Source organism: Streptomyces sp. NPDC008121, from assembly GCF_042957155.1.
Taxonomy (GTDB): domain Bacteria; phylum Actinomycetota; class Actinomycetes; order Streptomycetales; family Streptomycetaceae; genus Streptomyces.
Map to the genome: position 1 here is coordinate 353,562 of NZ_JBIBHT010000002.1, position 20,538 is coordinate 374,099.

The window sequence follows — 20,538 nt, forward strand, 5'->3', positions numbered from 1 at the left end:
CCGGACGCCGACACAGCGAGCGTGCGTGCCGGTCACCGACGCCGCGGGGAATTGCCAGACACCTCCCTAGAGCCCGCCCGTCCTCGGGCGGGCTCTCGGCGTGCCCGTACGCATGCCGTCCTGACGCCGGCTCCTCGCACGGCACGCGGAGGGAGGCCCGTCGGGTGCAACGGAGCGGACGCGCACCCGTCGGGTCGTCCGGAGTCCCGCCCGCCGTGCCCCGGGGGGGGCAGTTCCGGGCGGCAGTGGCGGGGGCCGGAGCTGCCGCGGGGACTGCCCGCCGCGGGGTGGTCGCGCTCGTAGCGTGGTGGGCGGAGTCGGGAGGAGGTCCCGATCCCGGACCCCTCTCACCCCTCACCTGGAGGCCACGCGATGCCCTCGACCGCTCCCCCCGCCTCTGCCGCCTCCGGGTCCGGCCCCCTGGACCGGTTCGACGCGCAGGTCGCCGCCGGTCCCGAGCGGGTCGCGCTGGTGCACGGTGAGCGCCGGATGACGTACGGGCAACTGGCCCTGGCCGTGGCCCTGCGCGCGGATCGGGCGCAGGGTCCGGCGGAGGCCGAGGGCGGGACCGAGACCGGGATCGGTCGGGCCGTCGCGCTCCTGGCGGCGCTCCGTTCGGCCCGCGACGAGGCCGCCGAGGCGCCGGAGCTACGGGAGTTGCTGCCGGCCCTGTCCGCCGGTGCGGCCGTGGACCTCGGTGCGGTCGGGCCGGCGGCCGGGGACCGCGTACCCCTGTCGTTCGCGCAGCGTCGGCTCTGGTTCCTCCACCGCCTGGAGGGTCCCGCCGCGACCTACAACCTGCCGCTGGTGGTCCGTCTGGACTCCGTCCCCGACCGGGACGCGCTGGAGGCGGCGCTCGGCGACGTGGTGGAACGCCACGAGGTGCTGCGCACGCTGTATCCGGCGGACGACGCCGGTGAGCCGCGCCAGCTCGTCCTCGACCGGCCGCGCCCGACGCTCACGGCGCGTGCCTGCCCGCCCGCCGACGTGTCCGCCGAGGTCGCCCGCTTCACCTCCGGCACCTTCGACCTGGCAGCCGAACTCCCGCTGCGAGCCGCCCTGTTCCTGCCGGACGGCGACGGCGCGGAGGGCGCGGGCGGCGCGGAGGACGGGGGCGGCGCCGTGCTGGTTCTGCTCGCGCACCACATCGCGACCGACGGCTGGTCGGTGGGCCCGCTGCTGCGGGACCTCGGGGTCGCCTACGACGCGCGCCTCGCCGGGCACGAGCACGGCTGGGAGCCCCTGCCGGTGCAGTACGCCGACTACACCCTGTGGCAGCAGGAGCTGCTCGCCGACGACACGGAGCTCGCCGCCTACTGGCGGGGCGCCCTCGCCGGTGTGCCTCCCCTGCTCGACCTGCCCGCCGACCGGCCGCGGCCCGCCGCCCCGAGCGGCCGGGCCGGCACGCTCACCGCCGAGCTGGACGGCGAGACGCACGCGCGGCTGGCCGCCCGGGCCGCCGGCGCGGACGCCAGTCTGCTGATGGTGGCCCAGGCGGCCCTCGCCACCGCCCTGGACGCCTGCGGCGCCGGACCCGACGTGGCGATCGGCACCCCGGTGGCCGGGCGCTCCGACGAGGCCCTCGACGAGCTGGTCGGCTTCTTCGTGAACTCCCTGGTGCTGCGCACCGACGTCTCCGGGGAGGCGGGACCGGCCGAACTGGTGGCCCGCGCCCGGGAGGCCGCGCTGGGGGCGTACGCCCATCAGGAGTTGCCCTTCGACCGGCTGGTGGAGCTGCTCAACCCGCGCCGGGCACCCGGCGCCAACCCGCTGTTCCAGGTGACCCTCGCCGTCCAGGAAGAGGCGGCGGGGGCGGACGCGCGGGCGGTGCGGATCGGGGACACCCTCGGCGGCCGGTACGAGGAGACCGGCCTGGACGCCGCCAAGTTCGACCTCGCCGTCACGGTCGTCGCCCGCCCCGGGCACGGCGGCCTTGAGCTGTGGTGGAGCTACGCCGAGGACCTGTTCGACGCCGCCACGGCCCGGCTGCTGCTCGACGCCTACGTCCGGGCGCTGGGCCGGTTCGCCGACGGCGGCGACGTGCCGGTGCGTTCCGTACCCCTGCTGTCGGCGGCCGAGCGGGAGTCGCTGGCCGCCCGCCCGTCGCGGACCACGGTCCTGGCGGGGCCGGACGGAGCGGAGGGGTCCGACGGGGGCCGGGGGCCCGGCGCCGCGCCTGGGACCGCCGGGGAGACCACGGCCGATCCGGCCGTCGTGACCGCGCTGTGCGGGATCTTCGCCGAGATCACCGGCCGGGAGGAGGTCGGCCCGGACGCCAACTTCTTCGCCGTCGGCGGCCACTCGATGGCGGGCGTACGGCTGATGAACCGCGTGCGCGCCGTCCTCGGGGCGGACCTGAGGCTGCGGGACCTGTTCCTCGCGCCGACCCCCGCCCGGCTGGCCGTCCGCCTCGCCGCCGCGTCGGCCGGCGCATCGGACGCACCGGGTACGGCAGGTGCGGCGGTCGCGGCCGGGGGCCGTCCCCCGCTGGCCGCCGTGCCCCGCGCACAGCGGCCGGAGCGGCTGCCCCTCTCGTACGCGCAGCGCCGGCTGTGGTTCGTCGACCAGCTGGAGGGACCCGGCCGTTCGTACAACATCCCGTTCGTGCTGCGGCCCGACCGGCCGCTGGACGCCGGGGTTCTGGCCCGGGCGCTCGCCGACACGGCCGAACGGCACGAGGTGCTGCGCACGGTGTATCCGGCGGTGGACGGTCAGCCGTACCAGGAGGTGCGGGAGAACGTCCGACCGGTGCTCGACGTCGTGACGACGGACGCCGGGGGGCTGGCGGCCGCCGTGGACGCGGCGGCGGGATACGTGTTCGACCTCGCCCGGGAGATTCCGTTCCGGGCCTGGCTGATCGAGACCGCCCCGGAGCCGGGACACCCGGAAGGACGACGGACCGCAGCACCGGGGAACGCGTCCCGAGAGGCCGGGGCGGGGAAAGCACAGCAGGACGCCGAGCCGGGGGCGCAGACCCTCGTGGTGCTGGTGCACCACATCGCCGCCGACGGCTGGTCGGCGCGGCCCCTGCTGGACGGTCTCGCCGCCGCGTACGCGGCCCGTCTCGGCGGCGCGGCCCCCGCCTGGGATCCGCTGCCGGTGCAGTACGCCGACTACACCCTGTGGGAGCAGCGGATGCTGGCCGGCCCCGAGGCGGCGGAGCAGACCGCGTTCTGGCGGGACCGGCTGGCCGGTGCGCCGCCCGCCCTGGAGCTGACGCCGGCCCGGACCCGCCCGGCGGAGGCCACGCACCGGGGCGGTGCAACGCCGGTCCCCGGCCTGGACGCGGAGGTCCACGCCCGGCTGGAGGCGCTGGCCCTGGAGCACGGCGCGACGCTGCTGATGGTGGTGCAGGCGGCCCTCGCCGCCGTCCTGACCCGGCACGGCGCGGGCACCGATCTGCCGCTGGGCACGGTGGTCGCGGGCCGGGACGACCAGGCGCTCGACGAGCTGATCGGGTTCTTCGTCAACACGCTGGTGCTGCGGACCGACACCTCGGGTGATCCGTCCTTCACCGAGCTGCTGCGGCGGGTGCGGGAGACGGATCTGGCGGCCTTCGCCCACCAGCAGCTCCCCTTCGACCTGGTGGTGGAGGAGCTGAACCCGGTGCGCTCCACCGCCCACCACCCGCTGGTGCAGGTGATGGTGCAGGTGCATCCGGCCGAGCGGACCGCCCCGGCGGACTCGCCGCTGGCCGGCACGGCGCTGGGCGCCGCGTCGGGGCTCACCAAGTTCGACCTGACGCTGGCGCTGCGGGAGACCCGGGACACGGACGGAGACCCGGCCGGCCTGGCGGGGGTCCTGGAGTACGCCGCGGACCTCTTCGACGCGGCCACGGCGGCCCAGTTGGCGGCGCACGTGGCACGGCTGCTGCGGGTGGTGGCGGCGGAGCCGGGGACGCGGATCGGGGACGTACCGCTGCTGTCGGCGCGGGAGACGGACCGGCTGGCGGCCTACAACGCCACGGCGGTGCCCCGGGTGGAGCCCGGTCTGGTGCACGAGCGGTTCGAGGAGCAGGCGCGCCGCACGCCGCGGGCGATCGCGGTGCGGTACGAGGACGAGACGCTGACCTTCGCCGAGCTGAACGCCCGGGCGAACGCCCTGGCGCACCGGCTGATCGAGGCCGGGACGAGGCCGCACGGCGCGGTCGGGCTGCTCCTCGACCGCACCCCGCACCTGCTGGTGGCGGCGCTGGCGGCCCTGAAGTGCGGGGCGGCGTACGTCCCGCTGGACCCCCGGCTGCCGGAGACCCGCATCGCCATGATCATGGAGGATACGGGGGCGCGGGTGCTCGTCACCCAGGAGATGTACGCCGACGGCGCTCCGGTGGCGGGGCAGCTGGCGGCGGGGGTACGGGTGCTGTCGGCGGACACGCCGGTGCCGGACTGCCGCCGCGGCGACCCGCGGGTGCCGGTGGGCGAGGACGCCCTGATGTACGTGATGTTCACGTCGGGGTCGACCGGCCGGCCGAAGGGCGTCGGGGTCACCCACCGCAATGTGGTGGAGCTGGTCACGGACCGCTGCTGGAACCACCGCAACCACCGTCGGATGCTGGTGCATTCGGCGATCGGGTTCGACGCCTCCACGTACGAGCTGTGGGTGCCGCTCTTGAACGGCGGCGAGCTGGTCTTCGCGCCCGGCTCGGGCACGGACCTCGCCGAGCTCGACCACGCGATCCGGGCCCACGGGGTGACCGCGGCCTATTTCACAATGGGGCTGTTCCACATCATGGCCGACGAGGGTCTCGACACCCTGAAGCTGCTTGACGAGGTGTGGACCGGTGGGGACGTGGCCTCCCCCGCCGCGTTGCAGCGGGTCCTGGACCACTGCCCGGACACGGTGCTGGTGCACAGCTACGGTCCGACGGAGACCACGTTCGCCTCGCACCACCAGCGGCTTGACCGCGACTGCCGCGTCCTGCCCGGCGTGTTCCTGGGGGCCGCGCTGGACAACACGCGGGTGCACGTCCTGGACGAGCAGCTGCGGCCCGTGCCGGTGGGGGTCGCCGGGGAGATGTACCTGGCGGGGGCGCAGGTGGCGCGCGGCTATCTGGGCCGGCCGGGGCTGACCGCGGAGCGGTTCGTGGCCGACCCGTTCGCCGCGGACGGCAGCCGGATGTACCGCACCGGCGACCTGGTGCACTGGACGGCCGACGGCGAACTGCGGTTCGTGGGGCGGGCGGACGGGCAGATCAAGCTGCGCGGGTTCCGGATCGAGCCCGGGGAGATCGAGGAGACGCTGGCCCGCCACCCGGGCGTGGGGCGCGTCGCCGTGGTCGTCCTCGACGACGGCCCGGGCGGCAAGCGCCTGGTGGCGTACGCGGTGCCGCGCGCCGGCCACTCCCTCACCGCGGAGGAGCTGCTGCGCTGGGCGGGCGGTGAGCTGCCCGAACACATGGTGCCGGCGGCGGCGGTCCTGCTGGACGAGATCCCGCTGACCGTGAACGGCAAGCCGGACCGGAAGGCGCTGCCGGCGCCCGCACCGGCGGCGGCCCCGTCCGGGCGTCCGCCGCGCACCCCGCGCGAGGAGGTGCTGTGCGGACTCTTCGAGGACGTCCTCGGGATCCGCGGGGTCGGGATCGACGACAACTTCTTCACGCTGGGCGGGCATTCGCTGCTCGGGGTCCGGCTGGTGAGCCGGATGCGGACGGCGCTCGGCCTGGAGCTGGGCGTCCGGGACCTGTTCCGTACGCCGACGGTGGCCGGGCTGCTCGCCGACGAGCCCTCGGGCTTCGACCCGATGGGGGTGCTGCTGCCGCTCCAGCCGGGCGGCACCCGGCGGCCGCTGTTCGCGATCCATCCCGGTACCGGCGTGGGATGGTCGTACGTGGGTCTGGCCCGGCACCTCGGCCCGGACCAGCCGCTGTACGCGATCCAGGCGCGGGCGCTCTCGGAGCTCGGGCACAGCCCGGAGTCCGTGGAGGCGATGGTCGAGGACTATCTGGCGCACATCCGGCGCGTCCAGCCGCACGGCCCGTACCGCTTCCTCGGCTGGTCGTTCGGCGGAACCGTCGCTCACGCGCTCGCGGTACGGCTGGCCGGACTCGGCGAGCGGACCGAGCTGCTGGCCATGATGGACGTCCACCTGCTGCCCACGGAGCCGGAGCGCCGGCGGATGACCCCCGCGCAGAAGCGGGAGATGCTGGTCGGCGACGCCGCCGACGAGCCCGCGGACGCCCCCTTCGACGTGGAGGGCCTGATCGGGCTCGTCCGCGAGACCGACCCCGTCCTGGGCGGATTCTCGGACGGCGAGATCCGCTCCGTGATCGGCGCCTCCATCGACCATGCAGAAATCATGAACCTTTATGCGCCGCGCCCGGTGACGACGGACATGCTTTTCTTCGCGGCGCAGGGAGAAGGCGCCCCCGAGAACATTCTTTCCGACTCCTGGATCCCTTATGTGGACGGGGTCGTGGAGAAGCACACCATTCCCGTCATCCACACGCGGATGGGCGAACCGGAACCCCTTGAAATGATCGGCCGTATCCTTTCCGAGAAAATGAGGAGTCTGTCATGACGAATCCCTTCGACGACACCGAGGGCAGCTTCCACGTGGTGGTCAACGCCGAGGGCCAGCACGCCCTGTGGCCGGTGTTCATCGAGGTTCCCGCAGGCTGGGACAGTGTGTGGGGGGCCGGCCCGAGGGACGAGGCGCTGGCGTACGTCGAGGCGAACTGGACCGACATCCGGCCCAAGAGCCTGCTCGCCCAGTACGTCTGACGGGAATATCGAAGCACCTGCACGACCGAGAGCCGCGGTCCGGATCATGTCCGGACCGCGGCTCGATGCTTTTCTCCGAGCTTTCCGCCCGCCCTCGGCAACCGGAGCTCTCCGGGTCGCCGGCGGCTGAGGTTTCCGCCTTTTCTGCCGCCGCAACTTCCTCTTTCCCTCCTTGCCCGTTCCTATATTGGGGGCATGCGACGACGGAGTGTGAAGGTACTGCTGACCGGTACGGCGTCGGATTCCCATACCTGGAATCTCGTCTACCTTCGGCTGTTCTTGGAGGAGCAGGGCCATGAGGTGACCGGCCTGGGCCCCTGCGTCCCCGACGAGCTGCTCGTGGCGGCCTGCGCGGAGCCCCGGCCCGACCTGGTCGTCATCAGCAGCGTCAACGGCCACGGCTACCGCGACGGCCTCTCCGCCGTCCGCGCCCTGCGGGCCGCCGGAGTTCAGGTCCCGGTGGTCGTCGGAGGCAAGCTGGGCGTCGCCGGGCGGGCCGACGAGGAGCGGCGGAACATGCTCCTGGAGGCCGGCTGCTCCGCCGTGTTCGACGACGGCGACGTCCAGGCCCTGCGCGCGTTCACGGCCGCACTCGTCCTCGCCGACCCGGCCGACGACGACGCGGCACCCATGGCCGTACCCCCCGCCGTTCCGGGTTCCGCGGAGCGGGTGCCGGTCGTGTCCGAGCGGGTGCCGGTCGTCCCCGCGCGGGTGCCGGTGGCGTCGGGGGCCGTGGCGTGAGTACGGCCGGGGGGCTGCTCGCGGTCCCGGTGGACGACCACCGGGACGGCCCCCTCCCCCTCCCCTTGCCCCGGGCGCCCCTTCCCCCGGGCCCGCCCGCCCCGCTCTCCTTCGGCGGGTTCGTCGCCCGGGCGGCCGCGGCCGGCCGGCTCGTGGTCCAGCCGCGGATGGGCTTCGACACCCCGGAGCGGATGCGGGCCGGACTGGCCGCCACCCGGGCCGCCGCGGCGGTCACGGTCGGCACCCTCACCATCGACAGCTACACCCGGGTCGGCGACCTCGCGGCGGCCCGCGCGGCCCTCGCCGAGGGCGCCCCCCTCAACGGATACCCGATCGCCGCCCACCCCGCCGAACGCACCCGCGCCATGCTCGACGGGATCCTCGGCCCCGCCTTCCCCGTCCAGGTGCGCCACGGCTCCTCGCGGCCGGAGGCCATCGTCCGGGCCCTCGCCGCCGCCGGCCTGGACGCGACCGAGGGCGGCCCCGTCTCGTACTGCCTGCCCTACGGCCGTACGCCACTGGCCCGGTCCGTCGACAACTGGGCGCGGGCCTGCGAACTCCTCGCGGCCCTGGCGCCCGCACCACGCGTGCCGCACCTGGAGAGCTTCGGCGGCTGCATGCTCGGACAGCTCTGCCCGCCCGGACTCCTGGTGGCGCTCAGCGTGCTGGAGGGACTGTTCTTCACCCGGCACGGCATCCGCAGCGTCTCGCTCAGCTACGCCCAGCAGACCGACCCCGTGCAGGACGCCGAGGCCGTCCGGGCCCTCCACCGGCTGGCCGCCGAACTGCTGCCCCCGGACACCGACCGGCACGTCGTCCTCTACACCTACATGGGGGTCTTCCCCCGGACCGCGCACGGCGCGACCCGGCTCCTGGAGGACTCCGCGCGGCTCGCCGTCCACGCCGGAGCGCAGCGGCTGATCGTCAAGACGGCGGCCGAGGCGCACCGCATCCCGACCGTACGGGAGAACGTCCGCGCCCTGGAGACGGCCGCGGCAAGAGCCGGGCTCGCGGCGCCGGCGGATGCCACGGTCGCCGCGGCGCTCGAGGCCGACAGCGAGGTGTACCGGGAGGCCCGGGCCTTCGTGGACGCCGTCCTCGACCTCGGCACCGACCTCGGCCGGGCGCTGCGCACCGCCTTCGCACGCGGGATCCTGGACGTGCCGTACTGCCTGCACCCCGACAACGCGGGCCGCTCCCGCAGCTTCGTCGACCCCGGCGGCCGGCTGCGCTGGGCGGAGACCGGGTCGATGCCCGTGCCGCCGTACGCGGCCCCCGGCGGCCGCACTCCGCTGACCTCCGACGGGCTGCTGGCCGCACTGCACGGTGTCGCGGCCCGCTACGACACCGCGTCACCGCCCGGGCCTGCGCCGACTGCCGCACCCCGGCCCGACCTCACCCCTCCCGCCTGACCGGCCGACCGGCTGACCGGACGGCGTCGGCTCGCTCGCCCGGTCCTCTCCCTCCCGCCTGACCTTGCCCCTGCCGCCCCACCCGACCCTCTGGAGTAGACAGACATGGAACACGCCCACACCCCCGCTCCCGCCCCTCCCTCCCTCGGCGAGCACCTGGCGTCGCCGCGCCTGCGGTCCGCGATGCTGGTCCAGCAGGAAGCGCTGTACGCGGCGCGGGAGTTCCTGCGCGGCGAGGGCTTCACCGAGCTGCTCCCCCCGCTGATCGGGCCGGTCACCGACCCCGGCGGCCGGGGCGCCAAGGCGCTCGACGTGGACTACTACGGCCGCCCGTACAAGCTGATGACCAGCGCGATCCTGTACAAGCAGGCCTCGCTGCGCGGCTTCCCGCGGCTGTTCTACATCGCCCCGAACGTGCGGGTGGAGCCGCCTGAGACCGCCGGCACGGGCCGGCACCTGGTGGAGTTCCACCAGATCGACGTGGAGATGGCCGGGGCGAGCCGGGAGGAGGCGCAGGAGATCGCCGCCGGGCTGCTGACCCGGGTCGTGGAGCACGTCTGGACGTCCGTTCCCGACGTGCTGCGTGAACTGGGGCGCGAGGAGGGGGCGTTCGCCGAGCTGCGGGCCGGGAAGTTCGAGGCGTGCACGCACGAGGAGGCGGTGGCGCGGCTGGCCGCGCTCGGCCACGCCCAGAGTCCGGACGGGGAGATCGACTGGGAGGCCGAGCGGATCCTCTCCGAGGAGGCGGGCTGCCCCTTCTTCGTCAACGACTACCCGAAGGGTTCGCGCGGTTTCTACGACCGGGAGGATCCCGAACGGCCCGGTGTGCTGCGCAACTTCGACCTCATCGCGCACGGCGGTTTCGGCGAGCTGGTGAGCGGCAGCGAGCGGGAGGCCGACTATCCGACGATCGTCACCCGGATGCGGGAGAGCGGCGAGAACCCGGCCAAGTACGCCTGGTACCTCGACCTGGCGCGCGAGGGGCTCTCGCCCAGCGCCGGCTTCGGCATGGGCCTCCAGCGGCTGGTCCGCTTCCTGACCGGTCTGGACGCCCTGTGGCAGGTCAGCGCCTACCCGAAGCTGCCGGGGGTGATCGCGCCGTGAACACCCCCTCCCTGACGGCCGGCGGCTTCCCCGAGGAGGCGGTCCGGGCACGGGCGCGCCGGGGCGCGGCGGAGGTCTTCCCGCCGGCCGGTGCCTACGGGTCGGCGCTGTTCGGCGCCCACCCCGCCGGGGCCGTGTCGACCGCGACCGACCCGTCCGGGGCCGCCGCCCCACCCGCCGTCCTCGACGAGCTGGACGCGCTGCGCCTGGCACCGCCGGTCTTCATGCCCCGACGGCTGGAGAAGCTCATCGAACTCGGCCGGGAGCCCGGCCACGGAGACGTGGACCTGCGCACCGGCATCGGCGGCTTCGCCTCCCGACTCCCCGTATATCTCTCGGCGTTCGGCTCGACGCGGGCCGGAAGCGGTGATCTGGCGGTGGCGGCGGCCCGGCAGGCGGGACGGCTCGGCATCCCGATGGTCATCGGCGAGAACATGGTGCCGGTGCACGGCTACCGCTCGGTGCTGCTGGCCCGGGTGGAGGCGTACACGGAGGCCGCGGACGACGGTGCCGGCGGCGTCGTGGTGCAGCAGTCCACCGAGGACGCCGACTCCGAGGTGTGGAACCTCCTCTACAGCGACCCGGCCTCGCGGGCCCTGCGCGACTCGGGGCGGCTCGGCTTCGAGCTGAAGATCGGCCAGGGCGCCAAGCCGGGGCTCGGCGGGATGACCGTCGTCGGCGCGGCGGAGGCCGAACGGCTGGCGGCCGCAGGGAAGTTCGCCCTCGGCGAGGAGCTGGTGCCGGACGGGGCGCGGCTGCGCTGCGCGACCCCGGGCACGTTCACCGAGGAGATCGTCCGTCAGCAACTGCGCTTCATGAGGAACAACTTCCCGCTCGCCCGTACGTGGGTGAAGTTCCACCCGGGCCGTGACATCGCCACCGCCGCCGCGACGGCGTGGGCGGCCGGGGCGGACGCGGTCACGGTGGACGGCGCCGAGGGCGGCACCGGGTGGGCGCCCCGGGTGTTCCTGGAGGGCGTCGGGCTGCCCCTGGCCGCCTGCCTGGACGCGGTCGACCGCCCCGAGGGGGCGAGCCTGCTGGCCTCCGGGCGGATGTGGGAGGGCGGGCGCGCGGTCCGCGCGCTGGCCCTGGGCGCGACCGCGGTGGGGCTCGGCCGGGCGGCACTGCTCGCCGTGGACGAGGACCGGGAGCACGGCCTGTCCCGGCTGGCGGAGGCGCTCGCGCTGGAAGTCCGCCTGCTGGTCAGCGCCTTGGGGCAGTACAGCCCCTCGGCCCTGAGCCGTGCCGACCTCTGGCCCCCCGCCCCCGCCGCCCTCGCCACCCCGCCCGCGGTCCCCACCGGGCCCCGCCCATGACCGCCCGACCGGACGGACGGGGCCGGCCACGGGCGGGAGCGTCCCGCCGGGCCCGGCGCTCGCTCGGTGGAGCGCCGGAAGGCGGTCGGCGCCGGGCGCGACACCACGGGCCACCGCCTCGGCCCGCCGCCCCCCGGCCGCTGCCCGCGTGTCCGGGCGCCGGGTTCGCCGTACGGGCCCGGTTCCTCCCGGACGGAGTGCTGCCCGGCGTGACGGTGGCCCCCGGGGCCCCCGCCGTCGCGGCCCGGGCCGCCGGGGAGGCCGCGGCCCGGCGGCTCGCCCGTACCGGCCGGGCGCATCTCGGCGGACGCCTGGAGCTCCGGGTGCTCGGCACCCCGGCCGGGCCGGCCACCCTCGCCCACGCCGCCGAGCGGGCCGGCGTACGGGCCGTCACCGCCGCCTTCCCCCACCCACCCGCCACCCGAAGGACCCCCTCATGACCACCACGTCGCCCGCCCCCGCCTCCACGGCTCCCCCCGCCGCGCCGGGGCCGGCCGCCGCCGTGCCCTGGGGCCGGGTCGGCGCGCTCGTCGGCGGCCAGGCGGCGGTCCAGCTCGGCAGCTTCGGGCTCCTCATCGCGATGAACTGGACGGCCGTGCAGATCGGCGGCACCAAGGCCGTCACCCTGCTGATGCTGGCGGCGACCGTGCCCCGCGCCCTGATGCTGATCTTCGGTGGGGCGGTCGCCGACACCCTCGGGCCCCGGTTCGTCCTCCTGCGCACCACCAGCGCCCGCGCCGCCCTGCTCGCGTTCGGCGCGGTCGTCACCGCCACCACCCACCAGTTGTGGCCGCTGGTGACGATCGCCCTGGTGGAGGGCATGCTGCTCGGGCTGGCCGGCCCCGCCTCCGGGATGCTGCTGCCGCGGTTCGCGAGCGGCGGGCAGCTCGCGCGCGCCAACTCGGCGTACGCGATGGTCCTCCGGGTCGCCCCGATCCTCGGCGCCCCGGCCGGCGCGTGGCTGATCACCGTCGGCGAGCTGTGGGTGGCCATGGCGGCCGCCGCCGCCACCGGCGTGATCTGGCTCGGCTGCCTGCTCCACGTCACTCGCGGCTTCACCCGGCCGGCCAGGAGCCGGGGCGGCCCGTCCCTGCTGCGACGGTCCGGGGACGGCTTCCGGCTGCTGGCCCGGCATCCGCGGCTGCGCTGGATGTTCGTCGCCTCCCTCTGCCTGGACATGGCGTTCAGCTGGCCGGCGGAGGTGGCGTTGCCGCTGCTCGTGCACCAGCGCGGCTGGGGCGTCGGAGCGGTGGCCATGGTGCTGGCGGCCTTCAGCGTCGGGGCGCTCGGCTCCAGCGCGCTCGGGGCCGCCTTCGCCCACCGCATCCCGGTGTTCGTCCGGCTGGTCGTGACCGGGGCCGGCCTGGCGGTCGGCATCACGGTGATGGCGCTGATGGCGACTCCGCTGTCGCTGACCCTGGTGGCCGCCGCGGTCGGTCTGCTCTCCGGGCTGAACGGCCCGGCGATCGTGACGCTCTATCAGGAGGCGGCGCCGACCGACCGGATGGGGGCGGCGATGTCCACGCTCTCCCTCGCCGGGATCGGCACCGCCCCGCTGTCGATCGCGCTGTTCAGCTCCCTCTCGCTGGTGCTGGGCGTGCAGCAGACGTGGCTGCTGTGCGGGGCGATCGCCGCCGTGTCGCCGGTCGCGGCCTTCCTCGCGCTGCGGCAGCGGCCCGAGCCGGCCGCCGAGAGCCCGGTTCCCGCCCCCGCGTGATCCGCCCACCCGAACAGGAGGCATCCGATATGGCCGCACTCACCACCGGACGGCTGCTGGTCCCCCGCCGGCTGTCCGGCGCGGGCCCCGCCACCGCCGCCCTGACCCCGGCGGGGCCGGGGCTGTGGCTGGTGGACACCACCGAGTACCGGGCGCACGCCGCCCGGCACGCCCCCGGCACGCTGGACTCCGTGGAGCTGTCGCGCGCCGCCGAGTTCGTACGGGCCGCCGACCGGGACGGGTACGTGTGCGCGCACGTCGCGCTGCGCCGGCTCCTGGGCGCGTACCTCGGCATGGCGGCCCGTGAGGTGGTCGTCGAGCGCGCCCCGTGCGCGCACTGCGACGAGCCGCACGGCCGCCCCGTCCTGCCCGGCGGCACCCTGCACTTCTCCCTCTCGCACTGCGAGGGTCTGAGCCTGCTCGCCTTCGCGGCCACGCCGGTGGGCGTGGACGTGGAGCAGGTGCCCGACGCGGCGGCGATCGCCGAGACGGCCGACGTGCTGCACCCGCGGGAGGCCGCCGAACTCGCCGTGCTGCCCGCCGTCGAGCGGCCGCCGGCCTTCACCCGGGTGTGGACCCGGAAGGAGGCGTACCTCAAGGGCACGGGTGTCGGTCTCTCCGCCGACCCGGCCGCCGACTACGTCGGTGCTGGCCCGGTCCCGACTGCGCCGCCGGGATGGACCCTCAGCGACGTCCTCGCCCCGGAGGGCCATCACGCCGCCTTGGCGCTCGCCGACCCCGCCCCGGACCCTGCTCCGGACCCCGGCCCGCCGGGGTGACCCCGGATACGGAGGGCTTGTGACGCGTCGAGGGGGTGTCTGCCGGACACCCCCGAGGCCCCGCGCCGATGGGCGCGGGGCCTCGACGCGCGTGCGGACGCCGTCCGACCAGGGGTGGTCCTGCACGGTGGGCTGCGGGCTGCGGGCTGCGGGCTGCGGGCTGCGGGCTGCGGGCTGCGGGGGCGTATACGACGACGGCCGGTGCGTCCGGGAGGGGTTCCTCCCGGACGCACCGGCCGTTTGGCGTGTCGTGGGGTTCTCGTCATTCTGCGGGTGCCGTCGGCCGCCCCGGATCGCCCGGGGTCCGGGCCGGCCCGTGGGTCACGGGCCGTCGGCCGCCGCGGGTCCTTCGTTCTCCGGTTCCCCGTTTCCGGGGCCGTCCGGAGAGGCCTCGATCCAGGCGGTGAGCTGTTCCGGCGTGGTGGCCGGGTCCGCGACCAGGGTGGCGAGGGTGTCCTCCTGGAAGGTCGCGGTGGTCACGGCCGGACAGCGGTGGCAGGCGGAGACTCCGGTCTGCTGCCACCACTGGCACCGGCCGCGCAGGTGGCACCGTGGGACGGACCGCTCCTCGCGGGCCGCCGGCAGAGTCCGTACGCGCTCCACGAGCGTGCAGTCGTTGCCCCGCCGGTGCGCGCAGGCGGACACGCAGTGCGAGGCGAACCTCAGCACCCGGGTCGGCTCGATGCCCGCCGGGACGGCGCCGAGCGCCTCGGCGGCCGGAATCGGCCGCTCCAGGTACACGACCTGCCCGTCCTCGCCGGAACGCACCCCGAGTACCTGTGACTCGGGGCGGTCCGCGGCACCGCTCGGACACCAGGTGAGCGGGGCCTGCTCGGGCCCGCTCCCGTCCTGTCGGCCGGACTCCGCGCCGGCGGGCTCCGCCGCGGCGGGCCGGCCGTCGCTCGGCGCGACTCCCACGGTGCCCACCGCCGTCAGCTCTCGACCGACTCGGCGACCTTCTGGCCGACCGGGTCGCCGAGCGTGCCCGCCTGGGCCGCCTCCAGCTCCACCGCCTTCACCAGGTGGACGTGCAGCTCCTGGACGGAGCCGATCCGCTCGGTCGAGGCGGCGCTCGCCGGCGCCGCCGCGCCGACGGCGATGCCCGCGGCGATCACCACCGCCGCGCCACCCGCTGCCAGCCGGTTCTTCTTCATGGGCACTCCCGGTGCGAAAGGCGCAGCCACGGCTGTTCCGGAGCTGTCCGCCGACCTCCGACGGTAGGACCCCGGATGCCCCCAAGGCGGCAGTCGGCAGCGGCAGTTCACGACGGTGCTGGGCCGGCCGCGGAGCCGGGCGGGTGCGCGGCGCGGTACGGCTACGGCGATACGGATCCAGCGGCACGGGTACGGCGGTGCGGGCCGCTCGTACCGGCGGCTCGGCCGCGGCGGGTCAGGTCACACGGCCGCCGGACGCGGGGTGCTCCCCCGGCCCTTCACGGCGCGGGGCCAGCGGCGTGGGCGAGAGGGCGGAGGTCTCCTCACCGGCTTCGAGGAGGGTGTCCGCCGCGCCGACGATGAGCGGGTCGGGCTCGCCCACGGCCTCGCGGTCCTTGCTCCCGTAGTCCACGCGCCACAACAGGCTCCGCATGGCCTCCAGGCGTCCCCTCCGCTTGTCGTTGCTCTTGACCACGGTCCACGGGGCGTGCGCGGTGTCCGTCGCCCTGAACATGTCGACCTTGGCAGCGGTGTAGTCGTCCCAGCGGTCGAGGGAGGCGAGGTCGGTCGGGGAGAGCTTCCACTGCCGCACCGGATCCACCTGCCGGATCGCGAACCGGGTGCGCTGCTCGGAGCGCGAGACCGAGAACCAGAACTTCACGAGGTGGATGCCGTCGTCGACCAGCATGCGCTCGAACTGCGGGCACTGGCGGAGGAAGAGGTCGTACTCCTCGTCCGTGCAGAAGCCCATGACACGCTCGACGCCCGCGCGGTTGTACCAGGAGCGGTCGAAGAACACGATCTCGCCGGGGCCGGGGAGGTGGGCGATGTACCGCTGGAAGTACCACTGGCCCGCCTCCCGCTCGGTCGGCTTGTCCAGCGCGATGATCCGGGCCCCGCGGGGGTTGAGCCGCTCGGTGAACCGCTGGATCGTGCCGCCCTTGCCGGCGGCGTCCCGGCCCTCGCACACCACGACCAGCCGGGCGCCGGTGTCCTTGGCCCAGCGCTGCAGCTTGAGCATCTCGATCTGCAGGATCCGCTTGGCCCGCTCGTACTCGCCCCGTCGCACCTTGCGGTCGTAGGGATAGTTCTCCTGCCAGGTCCGGATCGGGTCGCCCGCGGCGCTGAGCAGTACGGGCTGTTCGGGGTGGGTGTGGTCCACGCTCAGGCCCCGGAGCAGGTCCCCCCGCCCGTCCTGGTCCTGTCCGCCCTGGTCCCGTCCGTCCTGGTCCCGTCCGTCCTGATCCTGCGCGTCCTGGTCCTGTCCGCCATGATCCTGTGCGTCCTGGTCGTGCCCTTCCCGGGCGCCGTCCCGGTCGTCGTCTGGCCGGCCGTCCCCCGGGACTTCCCGTTCGCCTTCGCTGTTCGTCCCCGTCACGTCGCTCACCTCGTCGTCCTCTCGTCCAGTCTGCCCCAGCGGCCCGTTCATCGCGTGCCCGACGGGGCCGTGGCCTCCCAGGGCGCGGGTCCGGTGCCGTCGCTCCAGGCGACGAGGTCCTCGTGGTCGAAGCAGAGGATCCCGCACTGTTCGGCGTACTCCGCGGCCGGCTGGGTGAAGCCGCCGGTGGTGACGACGGCGGCGACGGACGCCTCGTGGACGGCGAAGCAGGTGCCGCCGAACCGCTGGACGTCCTGGGAACCGACCTTGTTGATCGGCCCGTAGCGCTTGCACTGTATGACGACGCGCCGGCCGTCGGGCGTCGTGGCGATCACGTCGGCGCCGAGATCCCCTGCTCCGCCGACGACCTCGACGTCCCCGCAGCCGTCGCGGGCGCAGAGCGCGGCGACGGCCTGCTCGAAGGTGTCGGGGTCCATGGCCGCGTAGTCCTCCGCCCCGAGCCGGACGGTCTCCTCCACGACGACATCGGACGGAACGTCCTCCACCACCACGCCGGCGGGGACCTCGTCCGCCACGAAGGCCGGTGCGCCCTCCGGCGCGCCGGGTATCGGCTCGCCCGCGTACGGGAGTTCGGGCTCACGCGTCTCCTGCACCGGGAGCACGGGGTCGACGAAGCCCGGTCCGGGGGCGCCGGGGCGCATCACGCGGCGGCGCGGGAGGCGGCGCCCGGGCCCGCGGCGGGTCCGGGCGCGCCAGAGCAGGGGCGCCGTCAGGACGAGTCCCGCGACGGCGAGGCCCGCCGGGACCGGGTGTTGCTGGGCCGTCCGGGCGAGGAGCCGCAGGGCGAGGCCCGTGGCGCACAGGCCGATGGCGAGCAGGCCGAAGAAGAGGAGCAGTTGCCGCATGCTGAAGGCCGGCCTCCGCGGGGCGCGCCGGACGCGCTTGGTGGGCGAGGTCATGGACGGCTCCTGCCGCCGACGGCGGCCAAGTCAAGATCACTCATGGGAGCCGTCTGCCCCGCGTCCCCGGTTTTCAACGGCCGGGGCGGTCGCCCGTCGGCGCTTCGTCCGGAAGGCGTCGTCGCGGCCGCTCTCGCGGGGGTTACGGCGGCCGTCTCCCGGGAGCGGCGCCGCGTCTCGACGTACGTGCCCGCAGGGCCTTTGTCGCGGCCGAGCTCGCAGGCGTACGGCGGCCGTCCTCGGGAGCGCCGCGTCTCGACGTACGTTCCCCCGCGGGGCGTTTGTCGCGGGCTCGCGCGCGCCGCTATCCGGCCGCCATGTCGGGGCCGGGCAGGAGCGTGTCGTCCAACCGGCAGCCCAGCTCCCGGAGTCCGCGGGCGATGGCCGTCGCGCGGCGGCGGAGTTCGGCGACCTCGGCGGGCTCGGCGGCCGCTCCGTCCCGGCCCTCGCCGGGCGTCCCGCCTTCCACAGGGGACGGCGGAGGCGGCGTCGCGGCGGTCACCGCGTCCCACGCCTCACGGGCGACGGCGTCCGCCACCCGGTCGTCGATGGGGGCCCCGGTGTGGGGAGCCGGGCTTTCCGTGCCCGTGGCGGCGTCGGCCGTACTGCCACGACCGCCCGCGGACGGGACGGCCGGTCCTTGGTCTCCGGCCCCGGTGGACAATCCCGACCGGCCGGGATCGTCGGGTCGCCCCGACATCCCGGTGCGCCGCAGATACTCCTCCACGGCCATGCGCGCCTCGCGGGCGTCGGCCGACTCGGTGGGCTGGTGCGGATGGCCTGGCTCCGACGTCGTCATGGTCGGCAACCTAACGGCGGGCCGCACCCCGGTGGCCGCGCCACGCCAGGGACACGGCCCCGGTGGGGCGTCAGCTGTTGTGCCTGGCCAGGCTGTAGACGAGGACGAACGCGGCGACCGCCATCACGGCGATGTGGAGCCAGGCCGGAGCGGCGGTGGCGTCGGCGGCGGCCGTCAGCACCGTCGAGGCGTCGGTAGGGGTCGGGGTGAACGAGGTCATCGTTGCCTCCTGCTGGATGTCGACAGGTCGTCGACAGGACGGAACCCGCCCGCCCCCGGGGGGGCGGGCGGGGTCGGATCAGTGCCGGGAGCGCCGCCCGTTGGCGATCCCGGCGACGTGCAGGGCCAGGGCCGCCAGCCCGAGCAGCATGACGTTCGCCGAGGTGAACACCTCGTTGGTGGTGATCTCGGCGACGTTGATCAGAAACGCGATGATGAACAGCACCGCTGCGGCTATGCCCAACATGTTCCGACTCCCTTGTCCTGTCATGGTCAGAGGTGTCGTGTACCCCCGTATCCGCGCCGCAGCCCCCACGCGCCCGGGGTTGTGACGGGGCGACCGTCCGAACTGCCTCCACGCCCCGGTGCGGTGGGGCGTCCACGGCGCGCGGAGATACAGTCACCGCACGTCAGACGCTGTTCCTGCCCAGGGGGGTACCCATATGTCCATGTCGACTCCGATACCGAGCCGCAGAGCGGCGCTCGCGGCGCTGACCGGGGCGGCGGTGGGCGCGTCCCTGCCGCTCGCACCGACCGCCTTCGCCGCACCGACCGCCCCGAACGCACCGACCGCCCCCGCCGTCCCGGCGACGACCGGCTCCGCCGTGTCCGGTGCCCCCGGTGGCCGGCTGCCGATGGTCGCCGATCCGTGCGACCCCTGGCACTTCGGCGCCCACCCGGCCGGTGCGCTGACCACCCGTCACGTCGCCGGGTCTCCCCCGCTGCTCGAGGTCTCAGACGACAAGGGCGTTCTCGCCACCCTGACCACCGGGGCCGCGACCGTCACGCTGCGCGGGCCGCGGCGCTGGTTCACGGAGCAGAAGAAGCCCTTCGCCGACGAGTTCGACCGGACCCTGCCGGCCGGGAAGAACGGCTGGGGCTCCTCCCCCGGCGGCGGCACCTGGTCGACGTACAACGGGCCCGACACGCAGTACTTCCTGGAGGCCGGCCGGGCGGTCGTCCTCCTCGACCGTGCGGAGGCCGGCTCCAGCCGGCATGCGCTGCTCCCCGACAAGGCGGTCGGCGACGTCTCCGCGGCCGCCCGCTTCTCCTTCGACAAGGTGCCCGGCGGTGCCCCCGCGTCCCTCGCGCTCACCTTCGCGGTCACGGACGTGAGCAACCACTACCGGGCCCGGCTGATCGTCACCCCGACGGGCGAGGTCCAGCTCGCCCTGGAGAAGGCGCTCGCCAACGACGCGACCACCCTCGGCGCGGCCGTCACGGTCGGCACCGGCTTCGCGGCCTACGACCACTGGTGGGTACGGGTGGAGAAGACGGGATCCCTGCTGCGCGCCCGCGCCTGGCGGCATGGTTCCGACGAGCCGCGGGAGATCTGGCACCACAGCCTGCGCGACCCCGAGAAGGACCCGGCGAAGGTCTTCGACACGGGCACCGTCGGCGTCCGCGCCCAGGCCGCGTCCGGGGCCACGGTGACACTGCAGGCGCGGGTCTACGACTTCCGGGTCGACGCGGCGGAGTGGGCCGACCCACCGGTCGTCTCCCACGACACCTGGGTGCGGGTCCTGCCGGAACCGTTCGACGGCACCTGGACACCCGCCCTGGAGCAGCGCGTCCGCGCCTGGGCCGGTGACACGTCCCCCGACGCCCTCGCGTACGCCTCCATGTACCGGCCCTTCGCCCCCGATGTCACCGATCCCGCGCTCCCGGGGGCGCGGGTGCTCGGCCAGTCCGGGTACAGCAAGCCCGACGCACAGGGCCTGCGCGTCATCGGCGCCGACTTCCACGAGTACATGGGGCGCGACTGGACCTTCCCGGCGAGCGGCGAGACGGTGGCGGCGGACCCGGAGTTCGCGGGCTGTCTCGACTGCTCCGGCTTCGTGCGGATGGTGTACGGCCACCACCTCGGCATCCCGATGGTCGCCCACCGGGGCTTCGACGGCCGCACCCTGCCGCGCACGTCCAGGGACCAGTCCGCCCACGGTCCCGGAGTCGTGGTGGCCAAGGGCACGACCGCCGCGCCGTCGCTGGCCGCCCTGCGGATCGGGGACGTGGTCTTCTTCGACGCGACCGCCCCGGACCCGGCGGACCCCGAGGCCGCCGAGGGGGTCGTCGACCACACCGGCATCTACCTCGGCCAGGACCGGCACGGCGATCTGCGGTTCGTCTCCAGCCGCAAGACGCCGAACGGTCCGACCCTCGCCGACCTCGGCGGCAGGTCGGTCCTCAACGGCCGGAAGACGGAGGACGGGAAGAAGGGGGAGCTGTACACGGACTCGCTCCGGGTCGTCCGCAGGTTCTGACACCCGGACCGGGTTCCGA

At 75.2% G+C, this 20,538-nt stretch carries 17 protein-coding genes; 10 read left to right on the forward strand and 7 right to left on the reverse strand.

Going from position 1 to position 20,538, the window contains the following annotated elements:
- Nucleotides 1-372 precede the first annotated feature (372 nt).
- From ACFZBD_RS07145 to ACFZBD_RS07185, 9 genes are all read left to right on the forward strand, one after another.
- Nucleotides 373-6,516 (forward strand): amino acid adenylation domain-containing protein, encoded by a 6,144-nt coding sequence (locus ACFZBD_RS07145; RefSeq protein WP_391136836.1) that lies wholly within the window; start codon nucleotides 373-375, stop codon nucleotides 6,514-6,516.
- Nucleotides 6,513-6,719, forward strand: a complete 207-nt coding sequence (locus ACFZBD_RS07150; RefSeq protein WP_391136839.1) for an MbtH family NRPS accessory protein — start codon at nucleotides 6,513-6,515, stop codon at nucleotides 6,717-6,719. Before ACFZBD_RS07145 ends, ACFZBD_RS07150 begins: the two co-directional genes overlap by 4 nt.
- Nucleotides 6,720-6,914: 195 nt before the next feature.
- A complete protein-coding gene (locus ACFZBD_RS07155; RefSeq protein WP_391136842.1) occupies nucleotides 6,915-7,460 on the forward strand; it encodes a cobalamin-dependent protein in 546 nt (181 codons plus the stop codon).
- Entirely contained in the window at nucleotides 7,457-8,872 is a 1,416-nt protein-coding gene (locus ACFZBD_RS07160; RefSeq protein WP_391136845.1) for a methylaspartate mutase, read from the forward strand. Before ACFZBD_RS07155 ends, ACFZBD_RS07160 begins: the two co-directional genes overlap by 4 nt.
- A 105-nt stretch (nucleotides 8,873-8,977) precedes the next feature.
- A complete protein-coding gene (locus tag ACFZBD_RS07165) occupies nucleotides 8,978-9,976 on the forward strand; it encodes an amino acid--tRNA ligase-related protein (RefSeq protein WP_391136848.1) in 999 nt (332 codons plus the stop codon).
- The gene (locus ACFZBD_RS07170) at nucleotides 9,973-11,292 is read left to right on the forward strand and encodes a glutamate synthase-related protein (protein WP_391136851.1); all 1,320 of its coding nucleotides are present in this window, start codon (nucleotides 9,973-9,975) and stop codon (nucleotides 11,290-11,292) included. Before ACFZBD_RS07165 ends, ACFZBD_RS07170 begins: the two co-directional genes overlap by 4 nt.
- Nucleotides 11,293-11,501: 209 nt before the next feature.
- Complete coding sequence (locus ACFZBD_RS07175) at nucleotides 11,502-11,732, forward strand: hypothetical protein (protein WP_391136854.1); 231 nt, start codon at nucleotides 11,502-11,504, stop codon at nucleotides 11,730-11,732.
- Entirely contained in the window at nucleotides 11,729-13,009 is a 1,281-nt protein-coding gene (locus tag ACFZBD_RS07180) for an MFS transporter (RefSeq protein ID WP_391136857.1), read from the forward strand. Before ACFZBD_RS07175 ends, ACFZBD_RS07180 begins: the two co-directional genes overlap by 4 nt.
- Before the next feature lie 29 nt (nucleotides 13,010-13,038).
- On the forward strand, nucleotides 13,039-13,788 hold the full coding sequence (locus ACFZBD_RS07185) for a 4'-phosphopantetheinyl transferase superfamily protein (RefSeq protein ID WP_391136860.1): 750 nt from the start codon (nucleotides 13,039-13,041) through the stop codon (nucleotides 13,786-13,788).
- 321 nt (nucleotides 13,789-14,109) lie between these two features.
- Here the strand turns inward: ACFZBD_RS07185 and ACFZBD_RS07190 are convergent, their stop codons facing one another.
- The 7 genes from ACFZBD_RS07190 to ACFZBD_RS07220 all read right to left on the reverse strand — a co-directional run bounded on the left by ACFZBD_RS07190 (nucleotide 14,110) and on the right by ACFZBD_RS07220 (nucleotide 18,505).
- On the reverse strand, nucleotides 14,110-14,556 hold the full coding sequence (locus ACFZBD_RS07190; RefSeq protein ID WP_391136863.1) for a hypothetical protein: 447 nt from the start codon (nucleotides 14,554-14,556) through the stop codon (nucleotides 14,110-14,112).
- A gap of 164 nt (nucleotides 14,557-14,720) precedes the next feature.
- On the reverse strand, nucleotides 14,721-14,942 hold the full coding sequence (locus ACFZBD_RS07195) for a hypothetical protein (protein WP_391136866.1): 222 nt from the start codon (nucleotides 14,940-14,942) through the stop codon (nucleotides 14,721-14,723).
- Between the two features lie 235 nt (nucleotides 14,943-15,177).
- Nucleotides 15,178-16,122 (reverse strand): polyphosphate kinase 2, encoded by a 945-nt coding sequence (gene ppk2 / locus ACFZBD_RS07200; RefSeq protein ID WP_391138515.1) that lies wholly within the window; start codon nucleotides 16,120-16,122, stop codon nucleotides 15,178-15,180.
- Nucleotides 16,123-16,367: 245 nt separating this feature from the next.
- On the reverse strand, nucleotides 16,368-17,240 hold the full coding sequence (locus tag ACFZBD_RS07205) for a restriction endonuclease (protein ID WP_391136868.1): 873 nt from the start codon (nucleotides 17,238-17,240) through the stop codon (nucleotides 16,368-16,370).
- 304 nt (nucleotides 17,241-17,544) lie between these two features.
- The gene (locus ACFZBD_RS07210; protein WP_391136871.1) at nucleotides 17,545-18,039 is read right to left on the reverse strand and encodes a hypothetical protein; all 495 of its coding nucleotides are present in this window, start codon (nucleotides 18,037-18,039) and stop codon (nucleotides 17,545-17,547) included.
- A gap of 70 nt (nucleotides 18,040-18,109) precedes the next feature.
- Nucleotides 18,110-18,259, reverse strand: a complete 150-nt coding sequence (locus ACFZBD_RS07215) for a hypothetical protein (protein ID WP_391136874.1) — start codon at nucleotides 18,257-18,259, stop codon at nucleotides 18,110-18,112.
- Between the two features lie 78 nt (nucleotides 18,260-18,337).
- Entirely contained in the window at nucleotides 18,338-18,505 is a 168-nt protein-coding gene (locus ACFZBD_RS07220) for a hypothetical protein (RefSeq protein ID WP_391136877.1), read from the reverse strand.
- Between the two features lie 202 nt (nucleotides 18,506-18,707).
- On the opposite strand from ACFZBD_RS07220, the gene ACFZBD_RS07225 reads away from it, so the two are divergent.
- Complete coding sequence (locus ACFZBD_RS07225) at nucleotides 18,708-20,519, forward strand: NlpC/P60 family protein (protein ID WP_391136880.1); 1,812 nt, start codon at nucleotides 18,708-18,710, stop codon at nucleotides 20,517-20,519.
- Nucleotides 20,520-20,538 lie beyond the last annotated feature (19 nt).